The sequence below is a fragment of the Blastocatellia bacterium genome (assembly GCA_016713405.1).
GTDB lineage: Bacteria > Acidobacteriota > Blastocatellia > Chloracidobacteriales > JADJPF01 > JADJPF01.
The window spans coordinates 1-18,896 of the sequence record JADJPF010000024.1 but is presented as its reverse complement, the minus strand read 5'-3'; the positions used below and the strand labels follow the sequence as shown (position 1 = coordinate 18,896).

Annotated in this window: 21 protein-coding genes and 1 pseudogene; 9 read left to right on the top strand and 13 right to left on the bottom strand. The window is 33.7% G+C overall.

The features are described 5' to 3' along the window. Window positions 1-19: 19 nt before the first annotated feature. The 7 genes and pseudogenes from IPK14_24215 to IPK14_24185 all read right to left on the bottom strand — a co-directional run bounded on the left by IPK14_24215 (window position 20) and on the right by IPK14_24185 (window position 8,134). Window positions 20-457 carry a universal stress protein gene (locus tag IPK14_24215; GenBank protein ID MBK7996358.1) on the bottom strand — a complete coding sequence of 146 codons (438 nt, stop codon included), beginning with the start codon at window positions 455-457 and terminating at the stop codon, window positions 20-22. 28 nt (window positions 458-485) lie between these two features. Then, on the bottom strand, window positions 486-1,388 hold the full coding sequence (locus tag IPK14_24210; GenBank protein MBK7996357.1) for a hypothetical protein: 903 nt from the start codon (window positions 1,386-1,388) through the stop codon (window positions 486-488). Window positions 1,389-1,475: 87 nt separating this feature from the next. Then, window positions 1,476-2,756, bottom strand: coding sequence for a hypothetical protein (locus IPK14_24205; protein ID MBK7996356.1), 1,281 nt, complete (start codon window positions 2,754-2,756; stop codon window positions 1,476-1,478). Window positions 2,757-2,782: 26 nt separating this feature from the next. Continuing rightward, the gene (locus tag IPK14_24200) at window positions 2,783-3,151 is read right to left on the bottom strand and encodes a sulfurtransferase (protein MBK7996355.1); all 369 of its coding nucleotides are present in this window, start codon (window positions 3,149-3,151) and stop codon (window positions 2,783-2,785) included. A 44-nt stretch (window positions 3,152-3,195) separates the two neighbouring features. After that, the gene (locus IPK14_24195; GenBank protein MBK7996354.1) at window positions 3,196-3,927 is read right to left on the bottom strand and encodes a competence/damage-inducible protein A; all 732 of its coding nucleotides are present in this window, start codon (window positions 3,925-3,927) and stop codon (window positions 3,196-3,198) included. Between the two features lie 47 nt (window positions 3,928-3,974). Beyond that, window positions 3,975-7,355 (bottom strand): ATP-dependent Clp protease ATP-binding subunit, encoded by a 3,381-nt coding sequence (locus tag IPK14_24190; GenBank protein MBK7996353.1) that lies wholly within the window; start codon window positions 7,353-7,355, stop codon window positions 3,975-3,977. Window positions 7,356-7,367: 12 nt separating this feature from the next. Continuing rightward, window positions 7,368-8,134: pseudogene (locus IPK14_24185) on the bottom strand (glycosyltransferase family 2 protein). 167 nt (window positions 8,135-8,301) lie between these two features. On the opposite strand from IPK14_24185, the gene IPK14_24180 reads away from it, so the two are divergent. After that, window positions 8,302-8,907 (top strand): class I SAM-dependent methyltransferase, encoded by a 606-nt coding sequence (locus IPK14_24180; protein MBK7996352.1) that lies wholly within the window; start codon window positions 8,302-8,304, stop codon window positions 8,905-8,907. A 5-nt stretch (window positions 8,908-8,912) separates the two neighbouring features. Here IPK14_24180 and IPK14_24175 read toward each other — a convergent pair whose 3' ends face one another. The 6 genes from IPK14_24175 to IPK14_24150 all read right to left on the bottom strand — a co-directional run bounded on the left by IPK14_24175 (window position 8,913) and on the right by IPK14_24150 (window position 13,377). Continuing rightward, a complete protein-coding gene (locus tag IPK14_24175) occupies window positions 8,913-10,232 on the bottom strand; it encodes a serine/threonine protein kinase (protein ID MBK7996351.1) in 1,320 nt (439 codons plus the stop codon). 499 nt (window positions 10,233-10,731) lie between these two features. Continuing rightward, complete coding sequence (locus IPK14_24170) at window positions 10,732-11,145, bottom strand: CBS domain-containing protein (protein MBK7996350.1); 414 nt, start codon at window positions 11,143-11,145, stop codon at window positions 10,732-10,734. A gap of 29 nt (window positions 11,146-11,174) precedes the next feature. Beyond that, entirely contained in the window at window positions 11,175-11,831 is a 657-nt protein-coding gene (locus IPK14_24165; GenBank protein MBK7996349.1) for a hypothetical protein, read from the bottom strand. Between the two features lie 31 nt (window positions 11,832-11,862). Further along, window positions 11,863-12,294, bottom strand: a complete 432-nt coding sequence (locus IPK14_24160; GenBank protein MBK7996348.1) for a hypothetical protein — start codon at window positions 12,292-12,294, stop codon at window positions 11,863-11,865. 135 nt (window positions 12,295-12,429) lie between these two features. Further along, on the bottom strand, window positions 12,430-12,819 hold the full coding sequence (locus IPK14_24155; GenBank protein MBK7996347.1) for a hypothetical protein: 390 nt from the start codon (window positions 12,817-12,819) through the stop codon (window positions 12,430-12,432). Window positions 12,820-12,978: 159 nt separating this feature from the next. Beyond that, window positions 12,979-13,377: a hypothetical protein gene (locus IPK14_24150; protein MBK7996346.1), complete on the bottom strand. Its 399-nt coding sequence runs from the start codon at window positions 13,375-13,377 to the stop codon at window positions 12,979-12,981. A gap of 183 nt (window positions 13,378-13,560) precedes the next feature. Between IPK14_24150 and IPK14_24145 the strand changes: the two genes are divergently transcribed. From IPK14_24145 to IPK14_24110, 8 genes are all read left to right on the top strand, one after another. Further along, window positions 13,561-14,265 carry a WbqC family protein gene (locus tag IPK14_24145; GenBank protein MBK7996345.1) on the top strand — a complete coding sequence of 235 codons (705 nt, stop codon included), beginning with the start codon at window positions 13,561-13,563 and terminating at the stop codon, window positions 14,263-14,265. Then, window positions 14,265-15,293, top strand: coding sequence for a GDP-mannose 4,6-dehydratase (locus tag IPK14_24140; protein MBK7996344.1), 1,029 nt, complete (start codon window positions 14,265-14,267; stop codon window positions 15,291-15,293). Before IPK14_24145 ends, IPK14_24140 begins: the two co-directional genes overlap by 1 nt. An 18-nt stretch (window positions 15,294-15,311) precedes the next feature. Beyond that, entirely contained in the window at window positions 15,312-15,674 is a 363-nt protein-coding gene (locus tag IPK14_24135; protein ID MBK7996343.1) for an EamA family transporter, read from the top strand. A 9-nt stretch (window positions 15,675-15,683) separates the two neighbouring features. Further along, a complete protein-coding gene (locus IPK14_24130; GenBank protein ID MBK7996342.1) occupies window positions 15,684-16,307 on the top strand; it encodes an aminotransferase class I/II-fold pyridoxal phosphate-dependent enzyme in 624 nt (207 codons plus the stop codon). Between the two features lie 4 nt (window positions 16,308-16,311). Next, window positions 16,312-16,812 (top strand): DegT/DnrJ/EryC1/StrS family aminotransferase, encoded by a 501-nt coding sequence (locus IPK14_24125; GenBank protein MBK7996341.1) that lies wholly within the window; start codon window positions 16,312-16,314, stop codon window positions 16,810-16,812. Between the two features lie 12 nt (window positions 16,813-16,824). Continuing rightward, a complete protein-coding gene (locus tag IPK14_24120; GenBank protein ID MBK7996340.1) occupies window positions 16,825-17,775 on the top strand; it encodes a glycosyltransferase family 2 protein in 951 nt (316 codons plus the stop codon). Window positions 17,776-17,799: 24 nt separating this feature from the next. Further along, a complete protein-coding gene (locus IPK14_24115; protein ID MBK7996339.1) occupies window positions 17,800-18,423 on the top strand; it encodes a class I SAM-dependent methyltransferase in 624 nt (207 codons plus the stop codon). A gap of 3 nt (window positions 18,424-18,426) precedes the next feature. After that, on the top strand, window positions 18,427-18,896 hold a 470-nt coding region (locus IPK14_24110; GenBank protein MBK7996338.1), incomplete at its 3' end, for a phospholipid carrier-dependent glycosyltransferase.

Here is an 18,896-nt window from a genome sequence, read left to right as displayed (position 1 = left end):
CTTGTTTATAAACAAATGTTTATTGTGGGACGCAAACAACTGGAATACGTGTAGCGCGCAACACTCGGTCAACCGTGCTACCAAAGAAAATTTCTTTAATTGGATTAGGTTTGCCACGTATACCCATTGCAATCAAAGAAAAATCTAAGTCATTAGCAATACGTAGGATTTCAACAAAAGGAATGCCTACTACTACCATTTTATTAAGCTTTTTCTCTGACTCAGCATGAGCAGCAATAATTTTATCTAGTTCATTTTCAGCACGTTGACGTAGTTTTTCAATTACTACATCTTTTTTATTAAGTTCATTTTGTTCTATTTTTTCTACAAAATCCGTATCAATAACGTGTAAAAGATAAACTTCGCCTTCAGTCGATACCATTGATAAGGCATATTCTAAAGGTTTAAGAGATGGATTGGAAAAATCTATTGGAACAAGAATATCGCTAATTTCCATATGTTTATTTAACCTAAAATAAGTAAATTTACCTTACAGGAGTAAAGGCTTTAATATCTTTAGTAACACCAAAAATTATCCCACTCTTAGGGCTAAAATCGGTTAATCCTTTTGTACCTGCTAAATCAAATCTTAGACCTGCTGCCATTATTTGAACGCCAAAACGGGCTTGGCTAAGGTCTTCTGTCCCTATTTGAGCATTACGACTACTAAAGCGGCCTGAAACCTCACCTACTAAGTTTAAGCTAGGATTGACTTTATAGATTCCTGCTATGCCGTAGGTGGTGACATCATTTTGTGAAAAAAGTGCTAAAGGAGCAGGTAAAATAGCTAAACCTAAGTTACCAAATACATTAAGCCGCTTATCAAAAAATTTCTTTCCAACTAACACACTTGCAAAAAAGTTAGTTGTATTAAGCCCTAAACCTTTTGCTTGGTTGGTGTTAGGCAGTTGTACACCAAAACGAAAGCCAACCGATGGAGCTTTTTCTGTTTCATTACGAAGCTTAATTTTAGTTGCTAATGTAAAATCCCCAACATCACTTGTAGAAAGCGCATTTGGAGCAAGTTGCAGCGGGATTTGACTTGGCCCCATTCTATCTATGCTTAAGTAATTTTGTAAAGTACCTGAAACCTCAAATTGAACATTTGGAGCAAGTCCAAAAGCAAAACTAACTACACCAATTCGGCTTAAATCCCCCTCTAAGCCAGAAACGCTAAATTTTTGTTTTTGAAGTAGCTCAATTCCTATTTGAGTACGTATGCTGCCAGTCTCAACTATATCTACATCTTCAGTTAACAAAGGTCTTTGCTGTGCATAACTTAACGAACTAAGACTAAATAAAAACACAACTACTAAAGCTATTTTGAGTAACCATTGTTTTAGAAAAGTTGAATCATTAATTTTTTGATAAATAAGCGGTAGTTGCATTTTGCCTCGTTAATTAGTTAAGTAAGTAGAAATTGATAAGTTGTAACATTTTAATCACTATGTTAGCTGATTGTCTAGCATTTGGAACTAATCACGTAGTAAATAAGATGCTCCATCAACAATTAAAAGCCCAGGACGCTTTTCTGCTACATTTTCTGGATAAATAAAGAAAGTATGCTTAATTAATTTTCCATCAGAGTAAGTTAATTCCAAAGTGTTGCCATTAATTTTATAAGTTCCTGTTCCCGCGTCGCGGCTAGAACCTGCTCCACCACCAACAGCAAAACCAACAAAACCTTTTTGGCTAAATCGTCCATCTGCTCCAAAAACTAACTGGTTTTCTCCTGACACTCCGCCAGTGCTATTTCCACTGGATGTATTAGTAAATGTTCTAACTGAATAAGCCCCATTTAAGCGTAAATTAGAAGTAGGCTCAACACGATAAAGTTTAAGATTGCCTATTTGTAGAAAATTTCTATTATTAGTAAATGCTCTAGGAGGGTTGGCCTGACCTCCAGCATTACTAAATTGAATTTGCCCATTAGATATTTCATAAGAACCTATATTATTTGGTTCTATATTTTTTGGATTATCAAAATCAAAACTATCTAATGCACCGCCTTTTGGTAGCGCGTAGCAAACCCGTCCATCTGGAGAAAAAATATAGTAAACTTTCCTAACAATATAATCATACAATTTAGTATTAGGATTAAATTGCTGGCGGCTTTCTGTTCCAACATACAAACCTGATAGAGCATTTTCTGACTTTGCTGGTTTAGTTTTTGCAACAGTTTTATTGCTAGTAGTTTTATCTAAGATATTAGCAAAATCTACAGTTTTTAAGAAATTTTCTAAAACAGGATTATATTTTTGGAAATCTTGCTCAGAATAAGCAATATAAGTTATTAATTCTGCACGTTGGGCAGGATGTGCGCCAATATAAAAGCGATAAGAACGTTGTCCTGAGTCATTTTCTATTACAAGCGGTGTATAAATTAAAGGATATCCGCCTTCTGGTTCAGTAGTTTCTGTTATTTCGCCTTTAACTAAAACTTTGGATCCTTTATGAAGTTGTTCTAATTTGTTATCAAACCAGTTGCGAAAATCGCCTTGAAAATCCTCGCCTGGAAGTATTGCAATAAAACAAGGTGTCTTGTTTAGGTCGCTTGATGGTGACAAGACAACTCCATTAGGTTGGTCTATTTTTTGCCACCCTTGAGGAGGAATATATAAAACATTTCCAACTTGAATTTGTTTAGCAGATGGCTTTTGCTCTGTTGCTTGAGTACAATTAATATTCATTAAAATTAGTAGCAATAAGGCAATAAACACCCTAGCTTGACTTAATGTTAATTTAAGTAAATACATAAATTTAGTCCATAGCCAATTAAGTTTTATTTTGTTATTGGGTAATTAGCTTCTTGCCAAGCACGATACCCACCAGCCATTGAATAAACATTTTTATAACCCATTTTTTGCAGATTATCAGCCGCTAAAGCTGAACGAAACCCGCCACCACAATAAAGAATAACTTCTGCTAAGAGGTCAGGAATTTTATTTTCCACATCCCTTTCTAAAATTCCTCGTCCAAGATGTTCTGCCCTGTCAGCATGGCCTTGTTGCCATTCGTGATCCTCGCGGACATCAATAAAATAAAATTTCTCTTCTCTATCTAGTTTGGCTTTTACTTCTTCAATGGAAATCTCTTTAATACGTGTCTTAGAATCTTCAACTATATTAAGAAAACCTACAGAATGTTTCATTGATTAACCTCCGCTAGTTTAGTTTACTAATTACAGTTTATTAATTATTCAGTATGAACAATAGATTGACTATCAAGTAGGGCAAGAAGCATTTGAAAAGCAGATTGCGTTATGTTTTGGTCTTTAGATTCAATAGTTACTTTGACTTTATAGTCTTCTCGGTCAAAAACAGGATAAGAGCCAATGGAAACTTGAGGATGTTCATTAGCGACCTGTTCTAGTTGTTTAGCAATAGCAAATTCATCTTCTTTAGTAAAAATTAGTTTTAAGAAATATTGTGATGTGCGAAAGCGTTCTTTAATGGCTAAAAACTTTTGACGGAAAAACCCAGGGACTCCAGGAAAAATAAAGACATTTTTATAAGAAAGTATGGGCCAGCGTAACCCCTCTACGCTTGTAAATGTTGAGCCAAAAGGAACATCTGCCATTTGCAAATGTGTTTCCTGGAGTTTTTCACCAAAATAATCTCTTAGAGCTTTTTCTATTTCTGGATGTCTATATATTTCTGAGTTAAAAGCCTTACAGATTCCAAGCATTGTTACGTCATCATGCGTTGGCCCTACACCACCAGAAGTAAATACATAAGTAAAACGTCTTGAAAGATCTGCTAACGCGCTACCAATTTCATTTATATCATCAGGAACTACCATAATAAGACGTAAGGCTACACCCAGGTCACGTAGTTCTGAGATCAAAAACTTTGCGTTAGATTCTTCTGTCTTTCCGCTAAGGATTTCATCCCCAATAATTAAAATTGCTGCTGTTGTTTCACTCATGCCACAAATAATAAATGTTTCTTATTTGGTTAGGCAATAAGCAATAGCTAGCCATCAACTTTAAATATTTTTGGACATTTCATGGCTGAAAGTAAAAATGTATGCAATTCTTTAGCTGTAGGAACTAAAGATTCTCCACTGCTACGAAGATCTGAAACTAAACCTGTTTTTAAGTCTAAAACTAAACTATCTTTTTCATAAATTCTAATAACAGGTAATATAGCCGCAGGGTTATCACTTGCTAATTTTTCTTGATTAGCAAATAGTTTTAGCCAATTTTCATAACTCTTTATATAGTCCTTAATAGGTATTAAAGGGTCTATGCCAGCATCAATAATAAAACATTGGACACTAACAGGATTTAATTGACCATTTGAATCTAAAAATAGGTGTGTTCCAACTTCTTTTTCTACTAATGGCAAGGCATGTGCGTTAGAAACTAGAATAACTCTGTCAAATGGAGAAAGAGCTTTATTTGTTGCAAATAAAGAGCTTTCTAGTCCAAATTTACTATTAAAAAGCTGCAAATAAGTTTCTGCTAAAGCATCCTGTGGAGTAATTTTACTATCTGTAGTTTTATTAGCTAAAGGATGGATATAAAGAACAATTTGCTGAGAATTATTTGGGTCTGTTTCAGCCATTAATTCTAGCAGTGCAAATTCCTGCGCTGCTTCAGATAATTGATCTGTCATTGAACGACTGATTAAAGAAGACTGAGCCATCATTTCTTGAAGGGCAAAATGAATATCTTCAGCAGCAAAAAGTTGTTGCCAAAGACCTGTATAATCTACACATCTATATAAAAATGTTTCTTTATATCCAGTAGGTTTTCGATTAGGTTTAACAGGCTGTTTTGCTATAGCTGTTTTGCTATTAGCAACTATACGCTGTGATAGATTTCTGCAAATAGCTTCCATCCGCCTAAGTTGACCTTTAATTTGGAAATAATGATAAAGCGTAGGGCTAAGGTTACTAGCATCAAAAGCACCTGAAGGGCTGATTTCTGCAACCTTTTTTTCCAATTTAGCTAGAGCAGTTTCTAGTTTTTGCAAAGCTAATTTTGGATCTGCTAACTCGCTTTTAGCAATATTTTGCTCATTAGAAGAAATTTGGGTTAAAGTTTCCAAATGAACAACAATTTTTTCTTTTCCAGGATAAATATTAATTATTGTAGGAGTTTCATTGCTTAAAATTAACAATTGATTAGCTACAGACTGAGTGATTTGGCGTTCAATAACTCGTTTTAATGCCCTAGCTCCAAAAATTGGGTTGTAACCCTCATCAATGATTGTTTCCATTGCTTGGCTATCAATATTAAGCAAGCATTTACGTCTAAGTAATCCTTCTCGGCTAAAAATAGTTTGTATGATGTGTTTAGCAATCGCACTCATATCAGAACGAGAAAGCTTTCTAAATGGAACTACTCGGTCAATTCTATTAAAAAATTCTGGACGGAAGAATCTTTCTACAGCTTGTAAATAAATAGCTGATTCGTTGGCTTCGCTTTGTTGGAATCCTAGTTGCTTGTTAGCCTCTTTAACTCCTAAATTAGATGTCATAATTAAAATAACATTAGTAAAATCTACGGTACGACCTGAAGCATCTGTAAGTCTACCTTCACCCATAACTTGAAGTAACAAGTTAAAGACATCTGGGTCTGCTTTTTCTATTTCATCTAGCAAAAGTACGGAAAAAGGTTGTCGTCTAATAGCACTAGTTAGCAGTCCATCAGGTCGGTAAAATGTTCCAACTAGACGAGTTAAAGAGTCAGGCGTTATAAACTCGTTCATATCAAATCTAATTAAGCGTTCTGCGTCGCCAAAGAGATATTTTGCTATTGCTTTGGCAGATTGAGTTTTTCCAACACCTGTTGGGCCAAGAAAAAGAAATACTGCTAAGGGTCGGTCTGGGTCATTAAGTTTAGCTTTAGCAATAGTTATTACATCGGCTGCCGCTGCAAGTGCTAAGGGTTGGCCGATTATTTCTTTTCCTAAAGCATCAGTTATTTCTTTATGAATAAGTCTAGTATTATCATCTAAGAAGTTTAATGAAAGTCCACTTTTGGCTTGAAATTCTTTTAATACATCAGCACGTAAGATTTCAGAATTTCGATATTTTACTGCTAATTGCTTAAGAAATTGCGCAGCTTTACCAGGAAAAACAGCATCTTTAACATAACGTTGTTGAATATTAAGCACAGAAGGCAAAACAGCTAAATCAAAATTACAATTATTGCTATGTTCTAATTGTCGTTTTGAGCTAATTAAAATACGTAAGGTTTGATCTAAATCAGTTTCTTTAACAGGTAGTAAATGAAAGAGATCTGCAAAGCCTCTATCACGTTCTTGTAGAACACGAAAGGCCGCAGGGGTAATTTCTGCCAACATTTGAAACTCGCATTTTTCCATAATTGGCTTTATTACATCAGCAACGCTAAGCTTAGATTGGCTAGTCACACCAGCATAAAATAAGCCTAAAAGATCATCAAAATATAAAATTAAGTTATTCTTTTTTGCTGTATCTAAAATTGCCAGTAAGCGTTGTTCCCATTGACCTACATAGGACATGCCAGAAATCAAGCGTTGAGGAGAAAGAAGCCAAAGACTTTTCTTAAATGTGTAGGCAGATTTTTTACTTTTTTCTACATACTGATAAACATATTCATGTACTAAAGCAGTTTTTCCTACCATTCTTGGGCCAATTATTAAAATTGGTTTTTTTTCTGGTAAATTTAGCAGTTTGGTTAATTCTTCTAATTCTTTTTCTCGATAAATAGCACGTTCTAAATCTTCTGGAAAAAGCCAGTTTAAGCAACGCCCTATTTTATTTAGTTCTGCTGTTCCGTCTACTTCCTCGCAACTACCAAGTGTAGCCAAGGTTTTGCTTTCTGCACTTGGTTTTTCCTTTGGTTTTGGGAGTGGAAAATCTAAATCTATTGTGCTTACCCAAGCCTTTTTTGCAACAGAAATATCTTCTGGTTTAATGGCTTCAGTACCAAATTTTCTTTCTTGCTGACGAAAATATTGATTTAAGACTGAAGTTGCTTGGTCATTTAAGTTTTTTTCTCTAGGCAGTTCAAACCATAAATCAGGAATACTTGGGCTAAAAACAACCCGACGATTTAAGCTATGAAATACAACAAATAGAAAATTAACCGTAACAGTTCTTTTTCCCAAATCTAAGTTTAGCCTTAAGAACTGATCTTCAATATCAGGTGAAAACCCTAGTTCAGAAAGTTCTTTTTGAAAGAAATCTTTTCCAACAATTTCTAATTTCTGAGTCAAATCTCTAACAAACTTATTAATTGCCCTAGGTAATTTTTCATCTGAAAAATCAGAATGCTCAAAAAATAGAGGTTTGACAACATAGTTTGGTGGTGAATCAGAGTTTTGTTTTTGCTCTATATAAAGAGGAATAGAGATATTCATATAATAAAAATTTTAATCCATAAACCGATATTTAAAGATACACCAAAGCGCAGTAACACCATCTTTCCAGCCTATTTTTTTACCTTCTGAATAGTCTCGGCCACTGTAAGAAATAGGAACTTCATAAACACGACAACCTTTTTTTGCTACTTTTGCGGTAATTTCTGGCTCAAATTCAAACCGGTTAGATTTTAGATTGATATTTTTTATTACCTCTGCTTTAAAAACTTTATAGCAAACTTCCATATCGGTTAAGTTTAGGTTAGTCATCATATTAGAAAGTGTAGTAAGTATTGTGTTCGCAATCATATGCCAAAATAAATGCACTCGTCGCGCTCCACCACCGCCTAAAAACCGCGAACCAAAAACAACATCCGCCCGGCCATCTAAAAGCGGTTCTAACAAAGAAAAATATTCTTTAGGGTCATATTCTAAATCAGCATCCTGGATTATTATATAATCTCCAGTACATTTACCTATAGCAGTACGAACCGCAGCACCCTTACCTTGATTTTTTCATGATAAAACACTTTAACATCTGGATATTTACCTTCTATATTTTCGCGCAAATAGTTTATAGTTCCGTCTTTAGAAGCATCATCAACAATTACAATTTCTTTATTTATATTGATACTTCGTACACGGTTTACAATTTCCTGAATTGTGCGAATTTCATTATAAACAGGCATCACAACAGATAAAGTAAAAGGTTTTTGAAACAAACTATTTTCAGAATTTATTGCTATTGCTTGATTTGTATTAGGTTTAACTAGTGACATATTTTATTTAGTAAATTACTTGGTTTTTGATTTTTGGTTTTAGAAAAAACATGCTTAAGTTCTATGGGAAACAATAAAGCCAAGATTATAGCATTTATCTTAAAAGACAAAATAATTTTTTAAGCTAAACAAAATCAAACAGGAATTTTATTTTAAGTATAATCAACATGAATAATAACGTAACCAGAGGACATGGACTATTAGAAGGCTTTTTAGCTAACCAAAGAATAAAAATGGCAAATAAGCTAATAATTGATAAATATCGGCAAGGAAAGTTGCTTGATATAGGTTGTGGCTCTTATCCATTGTTTTTAACTAAAGTAGAATTTAGTCAAAAATATGGTTTAGATAAAATGGTGCAGCCTTCACAGATAGAAACACTTAAAAAGCAAAATATAAATTTAATTAATTATGATAGTGAAGAAAATCAAAGCCTTCCTTTTGAAGATAATTTCTTTGATGTAGTAACTATGCTGGCAGTATTTGAACATATTGAACCAGTAAAACTCCCAAATTTGTTAAGAGAAATTAAAAGAATATTAAAACCTAATGGAATTTACATATTAACAACTCCTGCTGTTTGGACAGATGGACTACTTAGATTTTTAGCTAAGCTTAATTTAGTTAGCCCAGCAGAAATTGAAGAACATAAGGACGCTTATAGTCATAAAAAAATCGCTCAATTCCTTACAAAAGCAGATTTTCAGAAAGAAAAACTACAATTTGGTTATTTTGAATTGTTTATGAATGTATGGGCAACTGCCACTAAATAGATTTACTATTTTATACTTAAAATACTTAGTATATTGCTTTGGTTACTACTAAAAAGAAACGATATAATCAATACACAAATAAATAATCCTGCTGGTGCAATTAATCGCATGTATAAAGGTAGATTACTTTTTTCTAATATCTTTTCTTGATTAAGTAGTTTTTTATCTTCCTTAAAAGCAGTTATCTTTTTTTCTAAATTTAAGTATTGTCTTAAATCTCTGATTAACCCTTGGGTTGATTGATAGCGATTTTTTGGGTCTTTTTCTAAACATTTTAGAACAATGCGTTCTAGTTCTGCTGAAATACTAGAGTCTATTTCTCTTAAAGCTATAGGTTGTTGATTTATTACCTTAACTAAAATATTGAGTGCATTTTCCCCACTAAAAGGTGGACGATCAACTAGTAACTCATAAAGAGTAGCCCCTAAACTATAAATATCTGTTCGACAATCTAGTTTTGAGCTTTCACCACTAGCTTGTTCTGGTGACATATAACAAGGTGTTCCTAAAATACTTCCATATTCTGTTAGGTATGGCTGGTAAAGTTCCTTAGCTAAACCAAAATCTATTAAATATGGCTTCCAATTACCTATATCCGTTTTTTCAACAATAATATTTCTTGGCTTTATATCACGGTGGATAATATTATGTGCATGTGCTGTAGCCAAAGCATTTGCTACATCTATTATTAATTCTATTTTTTCTATTAAAGATAGCTTAGGCTGTATTTCATCTAATGTTTCCCCTTCAACATATTGAGAAACAATAAAAAACCGTTTTCTTGTCTTTGCTACATCATAAATTTTACAAACATTAGGATGCTCTATTTTAGCTTGCGCCCTAGCTTCTAAAAGCAATCTTTCAATAGCTTCTTGATCTTTCTCATTATTTGTAAATTTCATTACTACAAATCTTCTTAGGTATAAATCATAGGCTTTATAAACTTTACTCATTCCTCCTTTACCTAATAAGCCAATGATTTGATATTTATTAACTTTTGAGTTACCAGATTTTTCACAATAAGCAGAATTTTCATTAAATTTATCTTCTAAAACATCAACTTTTTTTATATCAGCTAAATTTGCTACTTTTAAGCTTGTTGTTTCTTTTTTTCTATCAACCTCTTTTTCTAAACCCTTAATTAGCTCATCTGTTAGTAAATTATTCTCCTTAAGATATCTTAAACAGTGTAACCCCTTTTCAATTCTAGTAGTTGAATAACCCTGGTGTTCTTTACTATTATCAAAGTTTGGTATTTCTTCTTTTTTAATTAATCCTTTTGCTAAAGCTAAATCTATTATTTCTTTTGCTTTATTATGCCACATATAGCTTCCTCCTTATGCAGAGGTTAAATTATGACTAGCCCAAACAATTTTTGGACTAGTCTAAATATAACAACATTACTTTTTGAGGATTTTGATTAGACACCTAGCTAAATGACAACAAAACCAAAAAGCTCTTTTGAAAAGTAACTAGATCTAACCACGTAAAACAACTAACACTATAATCTGATTACCCTTTAACAAAAGAATTAGAAAGAGAATTTTTAAGATTTATTACTTGCATAAAATCACCCCTCAATAGGTTTGTCGGTTATGTTTTAATAATTACTTTTTATTTACCGACTTGTATTTACCTTTATCAAAAACTATGCCAAAAGCAATAGAAACCAATAATAACTATTAACATATTGTAAACACAGGAGATAAAGTATTAACAATAAATTATATTTAAGAGAACAATCGTTTATAGTATGTAAATTTGTAAGAGGGGTGTATAAAATTAGTACAGGAAAAATTTACAAACCAAGAAAATTAAGTATCTTTACGCATCTATTGATTGAAGAGCTTTTCTTTTTTCCGCTAAATCTACTTCTATTAAATCTCTTTGAGAAATAATTCCTACAATTTTACCTTCTTTTGCAACCAAAATATGTCTTATTTTTTTTTCCTTCATTTTGCGCAAACAATAAGTAGAAGTTTCATCAACATTAGCAGTAATTAGCTTACGTGTCATTACCTGACTAACTAAAGTCTGTTTTATATCTAGTTCAGCCGCAACAACACGTTTTAAGAGATCTCTTTCTGTAAAAATGCCTATAATTTGACCTATTTTATCAGTAATAGGTAAGGCTCCGACTTTACGTTTTACCATAAGTTGAACAACTGTTAAAATATTAGCCGTTTCTGCTACTGTGTAAAGTTTACGTCCTACTATTAAATCTCCGATACTTCTCATAAAATTTTTACTAGCTCCACTAAAATTTATTAACGAAAGACACGTGTTCCTACTCCTAAACGCCGACCTTCTGTTATTAAAATATCCAACTCTAGTTTTAATTTTGTTATTTCTTTTTCTAAGGCTTCAACTTGTGCTTGGGCTTGAAAAACCCCTGTAAAAGCACCATTTCCTTGACCACCTTGAACAATTTTGCGTCTTTGCTGCTGAACACTAGCAATAGCATTTTGTTGTTGTCTTTGAGCATTTATTATTGCAACTCTTAAGCTTATATACTTTTTACGAAATTCTAGATCTCTTAAATTAGTCTCACTTACTTTAACTAACTTAGCTTGTCTTACTTGTGTATTTAATTCTATTTGCTGCATACGCAAAACTTGATTTTCTGGATCCTCAGCTAAAGCTAACATTAAATCTAAAACCTTAAACTGCAAACTAGGATCTATAACCTGATTTTGCTTATCATTTGGTTTTTCCTGGTTCTGTTTATCGGCTAAATTAACTGGATTTTCTGTTACTGTAGAAGTCGGATTATTTGAGTTAGTTGGACTAGTAGTAAATGCTTCATTAGTTAGTATAGGAGAAATTTTTTTTGTAGGTGTTTCTTGTGCTAAAGAAGTGTTTTGAAAACATATGACTAAGAAAATTACCAAAAAAGAAATTTTTCTTATCAATACTTTTTTCATAATATTTAATAAGTCTAAAACTTAATTAATACTACATAAAATTGTTAATTCTAAGCAAGTGCTGAATTAAGCGATTAAGAGAATCTAACGCGGCAGCGGCTGTTGCTCTATAAGCTTCCTTAGCTTCTGCTACCACTGCTCCTGTAGGCTTAAAAGAAAAAGTTCCTGCAATAACATCAACAATGACAACAAATAAAGATTTAGTCATATAAGCAGGCTTCATTTCCTCAGCTACTCGTAGGGTAATTTTTAATGTTAAGTTGATACTACTAAGTAGAGCTTTATTTACTCCATCAAAAGTAGCTAATGCAATTACTTTTAATGGAGATTCACTTCGTTCTGCTTCATGTTGTCCAATATAGTCTACTGCTCCAAGCCGTAGTAAGATAGTTGCTTGATGTGTATTAGCTTCTTCATTTTCAGTAAACTCAACTCTTCTTAGCTGTAATCTATTTTTGGACACAGTTATAACTCCACAAAAATACTAATTTATTTTAACCAAGCAACCTAAATATAAAAATACCCTTAATAGCTTGCAAAGATTCTCTTTTGACAAGCTCTTTAGTCTTACTATCTATGATTTTTACTATAATTCTCTTTATAAGAATAAACCTATTGGGCGATTTACTGCATCAAGGGTAGCTCTTACTACAGCATTTAGAGCGCAATTGCCTATGCGAGCAGTGCCGGGAAATAATCTTTCTTCCCCTTTAATTCTAACTCCAACTAAAGTAACAAGAACTGGCTCTGAGAGTTCTTCAAATCTTATTTGTAGTACTTCTGACACTCTAGTAACTATAGGAGTAGGTATAATTTCATTAATAGCTTCAACAGTAGCTTTTGTAGCAGCCATTAACCGTTCTTTTTCTGTAGCAGGAGCTAAAACAACTTTTTGATATGCTTTACCTGAGTATGTTAATTCTACTTGTATATTGTTAGTTGACAAACTAACTTGTTGGATGATTATGCGTTGATTGTTATCCATCATTTATTTTGGCACAAATTGTGCGTTTACCTTTCGGGATTTGCTAAATAGGAGATTACACTAGTATTTGCTAGCCTAAGCAGATAGTTTATATTTTAGTTACAAATCTTTTGTATGCAACCAATTCAAGTCTAAAATATGCTTGAAATATTTTATTGATGTTTAAGTTAAATTTGCTTCAACTAAACGATTAGTAGCATCTAAGGTAGCTTTGACAACTGCGTCTATCTCATCGCCTGTATTACGACAAGATCCAGGGGTAATCATTTCTGTCTCACCATCATTAATTGCCACAACAACAACAAGTAAAGTTTCTTCTAATCCTGCAAATGTCTCACTAGCATTAACTCCTTTTACACTTAAAGCAAAAGCGTTATTTAGTGCTGCCGACACAGCTTGCAGAGTAGCATTAGCAGCCGTTTCTAGCTTTTCTTTTCCTCTAGCTTCACCAACAAAATTTGTCTCTTTTACTGATAAAGTCACCTGCATATGATAATGCCCATCGGCTTGATCTTGGCAATTAATTTGTTTTAATGCTAAACGCTTATTAAAATCGTCCATAGCTCCTCCTTATGATGTCGGTCAATTATCACTATCCAATCTAGTTGCGTCAAGTCTAACCCTATAACTATTTTAACCCTTAAATTAAGACTTAGTGTAAAGTGGCTTGCACTTAAACAATGATTTCGCTAGTATTTACGGCTTTACTACTTATTTTATACTAATTTAACTCCTAATCTGGCAATGCGAATAGCTATCTTACAACCTGGATATTTGCCCTGGTTAGGCTTTTTTGATCAATTATGGCGTTCAGATCGCTTTGTCATTTATGATGACGTGCAATATACCCGCCGTGATTGGCGTAGCCGTAACCGTATCAAAACCTCAAAGGGTGAGCATTGGCTAAGTGTTCCTGTAATAAATCATGGCCGTTTTCATCAATTAATTAATGAAGCGGAAATTGACTATAACCAAAACTGGACGCATAAACACTTAAGCACAATAACAAGTAATTATCATCGTACACCTTATTTTGAAAAATATTACCCTAAATTAGCAGAAATTTTTAACTTAAAACCTAAATATTTGCTAGAGCTAGATATGGCATTGATCTATATCTGTGCTAAATGGTTAGGTATTAATACAGAAATAATTTTTTCATCTAAGTTAAATATTTCTGGAAGTAGTACAGAAAGGTTAGTCAAAATTTGCCAACACTTAAAAGCTGACCATTATTTAACTGGCAATGCGGCAAAAGATTATTTAGATAAGTCAATGTTTAGCAAAGCAAATATAGAACTAGAATATCACAACTATACACATCCCTTTTATAAACAACTTTATCCGCCCTTTATCCCTTATTTATCAATCGTTGACCTACTTTTTAATCATGGTCAAGATAGTTTAGCAATTTTAACAAGAGAAAAGATTTTAGAAAGTGAGGACTAATGAAAACCATCTTAATTACTGGTGGGGCTGGGTTTATAGGTAGTAACTTTGTTCGTTATTTATATGATAAGTACCCTGATTATTACTTGGTAGTTTTAGATTTACTTACCTATGCTGGTAATCCAGAAAATATTCCTAATGACATTAAAAATAGCTCACGCTTTGAATTTTGGTATGGCAATGTTAACAACGCTGGTCTAGTAGAAATGCTAGTCTCAAAATCTGATGCAGTTGTACATTTTGCAGCAGAATCACACGTTGCACGCTCAATTTTTGATGACCGCATTTTTTTTGAAACCGATGTACTTGGAACACAAACCGTTGCTAGTTGTGTATTAGAACATTCTCATAAAGTAGAAAGATTTATTCATATTTCTACATCAGAAGTCTATGGTACGGCTTTAACCGATCCAATGACTGAAGATCACGTGCTTAACCCAATGACCCCTTATGCTAGTGCTAAAGCAGGTGCAGACCGTCTAGTTTATTCCTACTGGGCAACTTATCAGTTACCAGCCGTGATTTTACGCCCATTTAATCAATATGGCCCACATCAACATTTAGAAAAAGTTATTCCTCGTTTTATAACTAGTGCTTTGATGAATGAGCCTTTAACCGTTCATGGCGATGGTTCAAGCCGTCGGGACTGGAATTTTGTTACTGATACTTGTGCAGCAATTGATGCAGTTTTACACGTAGATATAGAAAAAATAAAAGGCCAGGTAATTAACATTGGATCAGGTTTTGACTTAGATGTTTTATCTATTGCTAAAAAGATTCTTAGTATTATGGACAAACCTTTGTCTTTAATTGAATATATTGGAGATCGTCCCGGACAAGTACAACATCATATATCTTCTATCAATAAAGCTAGTGATTTATTAGGTTGGAAAGCAGAAACAAGCTTTGAAACAGGACTGCTTAAAACTATTAAATGGTATCAAGATAACCCTGATTGGTGGCAAAAGCTTACTTGGATGAAGCATGTCCCAATTAAAACCCGTAAAGGTAGCGTAGAATATTATTAGAAACTTTTTTGATTAAATATGACTTATCTAGCAATTTTTATCACAATTTTATGCACTGTAGTAGGTCAATTAATGTTTAAGTATGCTACTAATTCATTAGGCGAAATGCCTGCTACATTCGCCGATGGAACAACATTTCTAGTAAAAGCTATGCTAAATATTTATATTATTGGTGGATTTTTCCTAGCTTTTGTTGCTTCATTGTCCTGGATTTTTGCTGTCTCTCGTATGGAATTAAGCCTTGCTTATCCTTTTACTAGCCTAAATTTTGTTTTTGTAATGATCTTTTCTGCAATTATTTTCCAAGAACAACTAAGCTTAATGCGTGTGTTAGGCGTGCTAGCTATTTGTTTAGGAGTTTTTTTAATTTCAAGGTCTTAGGATGTTTTAATGAAAGTAGAATTTTACCGTCATAATATTGGTCAAGCAGAAAAAGAGCGTGTTTTAGCCGCACTAGATTCTATTTTTCTTACCACAGGAGACATTACAGCCGAGTTTGAACAAAATTTAGCTAATTATTTAGGTGTTACTGGAACAATTGGACTAATGAGTTGCACGGCTGCCTTACATTTAGCTCTACTAGCCTTTAATATTGGCCCAGGTGATGAAGTTATCACTACCCCAATGACTTTTATTGCTACCGCCAACGCAATCTTACACGCTGGAGCAACCCCTGTTTTTGTGGATGTGGAAGCTAGCACAGGAAATTTAGATGCTAATTTGGTAGAAAAAGCCATAACTCCAAAAACTAAAGCTATAATGCCAGTGCATCTTTATGGTCATCTCTGTGATATGAAAGCACTTAGAGAACTAGCCGACAAACATAACTTAAAAGTAATTGAAGATGCAGCACATTGTTTAGAAGGTACAAGAGATGGTTTTTATGCTGGTCAATTGGGCGATGCAGCTTGTTTTAGCTTTTATGCAACCAAAAGCATTACTTGTGGTGAAGGTGGAGCAATTAGTTTTAGAGATCCAAACCTAGCCGACATTTTACGCAAATTATCCCTGTGATGGAATGAGTCGTTCTGCTGCTGATCGTTATCATGGACGTTATCAACATTGGGATATGGAATTACTAGGTTGGAAATATAATTTAAGCAATATCCAAGCTGCATTACTGATTCCACAACTAGCAAAAGTAGAAGAACATTTAGCACGTCGGGAAGAAATCTCTAAAAAATATGAAAAAGCTTTTATGGATTTACCTGGGGTTGATTTTCCTAAAGTTCTAGCAAACACAAAAAGTGCGCGACATCTTTTCACTATTTGGGTAGACCCTAAAATACGTGATGAAAAAATGTTTGCACTTCAAGCAGCAGGAATTAATGTTGCCGTAAACTATAGAGCAATCCACTTGTTAAAGTTCTATCAAGAGACTTTTGGTTTTCAACCAGGAAGTTTTCCAATAGCTGAAAATATTGGCAATAGTACTATTACATTGCCGCTTTATTCTAAACTTACAGATTTAGAAGTTGACTATGTGATAGAAACTGTAAGAAAAACTTTTGCTAGCTAGATTTAGATTTCAATGAGCCAAGAAAATTCTATTGATATATCTATAATTGTTCCTGTTTTTAATGAGGAAGAAAATTTACCTGAGCTATACCGCCGCTTAACTACTACGTTGACCAATCTTGTCAAAAACTACGAAATTATTTTTATTGATGATGGCAGTTCAGACGATAGCTTAAAAAAACTTTGTGAATTTCAAAAACAAGACCCAAAAGTTACTGTAATAAAATTAGCAAGAAATTTTGGACAGCACCCAGCCATTGTTGCGGGACTTCATCGGGTAAAAGGACAAGGCATTGTTTTAATTGATGCTGATTTGCAAAACCCTCCCGAAGAAATTGCTACACTTTATCAAACATTTTTAACAGGCATTGATGTAGTTTATGGTATTCGTGCCGGTCGAGAAGATGCTGGTTGGCGTAGATTTGGGTCAAGCTTTGTTATTTGGCTAACAGAGAAAATGTTAGGTATTAAAGTCCCTTCAGATATGATTAGCGGCTTTCGTATTATTCACCGCAAAGTAGCTAAAACATTAAATAATATTCGTGAACAACAATATGACACATCAATTATGATGCTTTGGCTAGGATTTTCTCATAAAGGCGTGGTAGTAAAACATGACAACCGTTTAGCAGGGGAATCTAAATATAACCTCTGGAAATTGTTATATTTAACCCTAGATATGTTAATTGGTTTTTCTGACTTTCCTTTACGTGCAACTAGCATTGCTGGTTCAATGCTCGCTCTAGCAAGTATTCTGCTAGCCATTTATATTGCAGTTCTGCGAATTTTAGGAGGCGTTAGTGTAGAAGGCTATGCTTCTCTTTTTGCTGGTATTACTTTTTTAGCTGGTATTCAACTACTTTTTCTTGGCATTATTGGCGAATATATTGCGCGTATTTACCGAGAAATAAAAGGGCGACCTTATTATGTAGTTGGGGAAATTTACTCGTCTGATTCTAATTAAATAAATCTTACAAAGAATAATTTTATGCAACAACTAAAACAAAATGTAATTGATTATTTTGAAAGCTGTTTAGCTAAACATGGCGACTCTGCCCAAGGGGTTGATTACAACGGGCAAAAATCCCAATATCAACGCTTTGAAATTCTCTCAGCCATTGCCCCGCTAGCAGGAAAAAGCGTGCTAGATGTCGCCTGTGGTATAGGTCATTTTTATGATTTTCTTAAGGAAAATAACTTAACACCTAGCCATTATAAAGGCGTAGATATTACTCCAGGAATGATTGAACATGCTAGCAAACGCCATCCACACCTAGAGTTTAGCTTAATGGATATTCTAGCTGCACCAGACCCACCAGAACCTATTTTTGATTACGTTGTTTGCTGTGGGCTATTTCATTTACGTGCTAATAATAGTGATAAAGAATGGCAGGAATTTTGCCAAGCGATGATTAAACAAATGTATAAATATGCTCGCTATGGCTTAGCGTTCAATATGATGACTGATCAAGTAGATTTTCGCGTTGATCGTCTTTATTATGCTGACCCTAGCGAATATTTTAATTTTTGTAGACATAATTTAAGTCGTCGTGTTTGTTTGCGTCATGACTACCCACTTTATGAGTTTACTCTTTACACTTACCGAGCATAAGTTATGGGGATTTTAAGGCGAGACTTAATAATTGAAATTTTGCTAGTAAGTCTAATAATTGCTGGATTTATATTTATTACCATACAAAAAATAGGCTTTCATCCTGTGCCTTGGAAAGATGAACCTTGGTTGATGCAACCAGCCTATGAGATAGTAAAAAACGGTCAAATGTCATCGCCAATGTTTCGTCATTTTGGAAATGAACTTGGTGAACGAACTTTTACAGACCCAGCTTTTACTTATTTGCTAGCTATTTGGTTTCGCTGTTTTGGTTTTGGGATGCTAGAAGCCCGACTCTTTAACTTAACTTTAAGCGTTGGTGTTTTACTGCTAGTTTACTTGCTAGGTCTGCTTTTAGCTGGTCGGACGGCTGGAATAATCGCTATAAGCTTTTTAGTTCTTGACAACAATTATTTAACAGGTAGCAGATTTTTACGTAATGATTTTGCTTCTATCTTTTTTGCTTTAGCTGC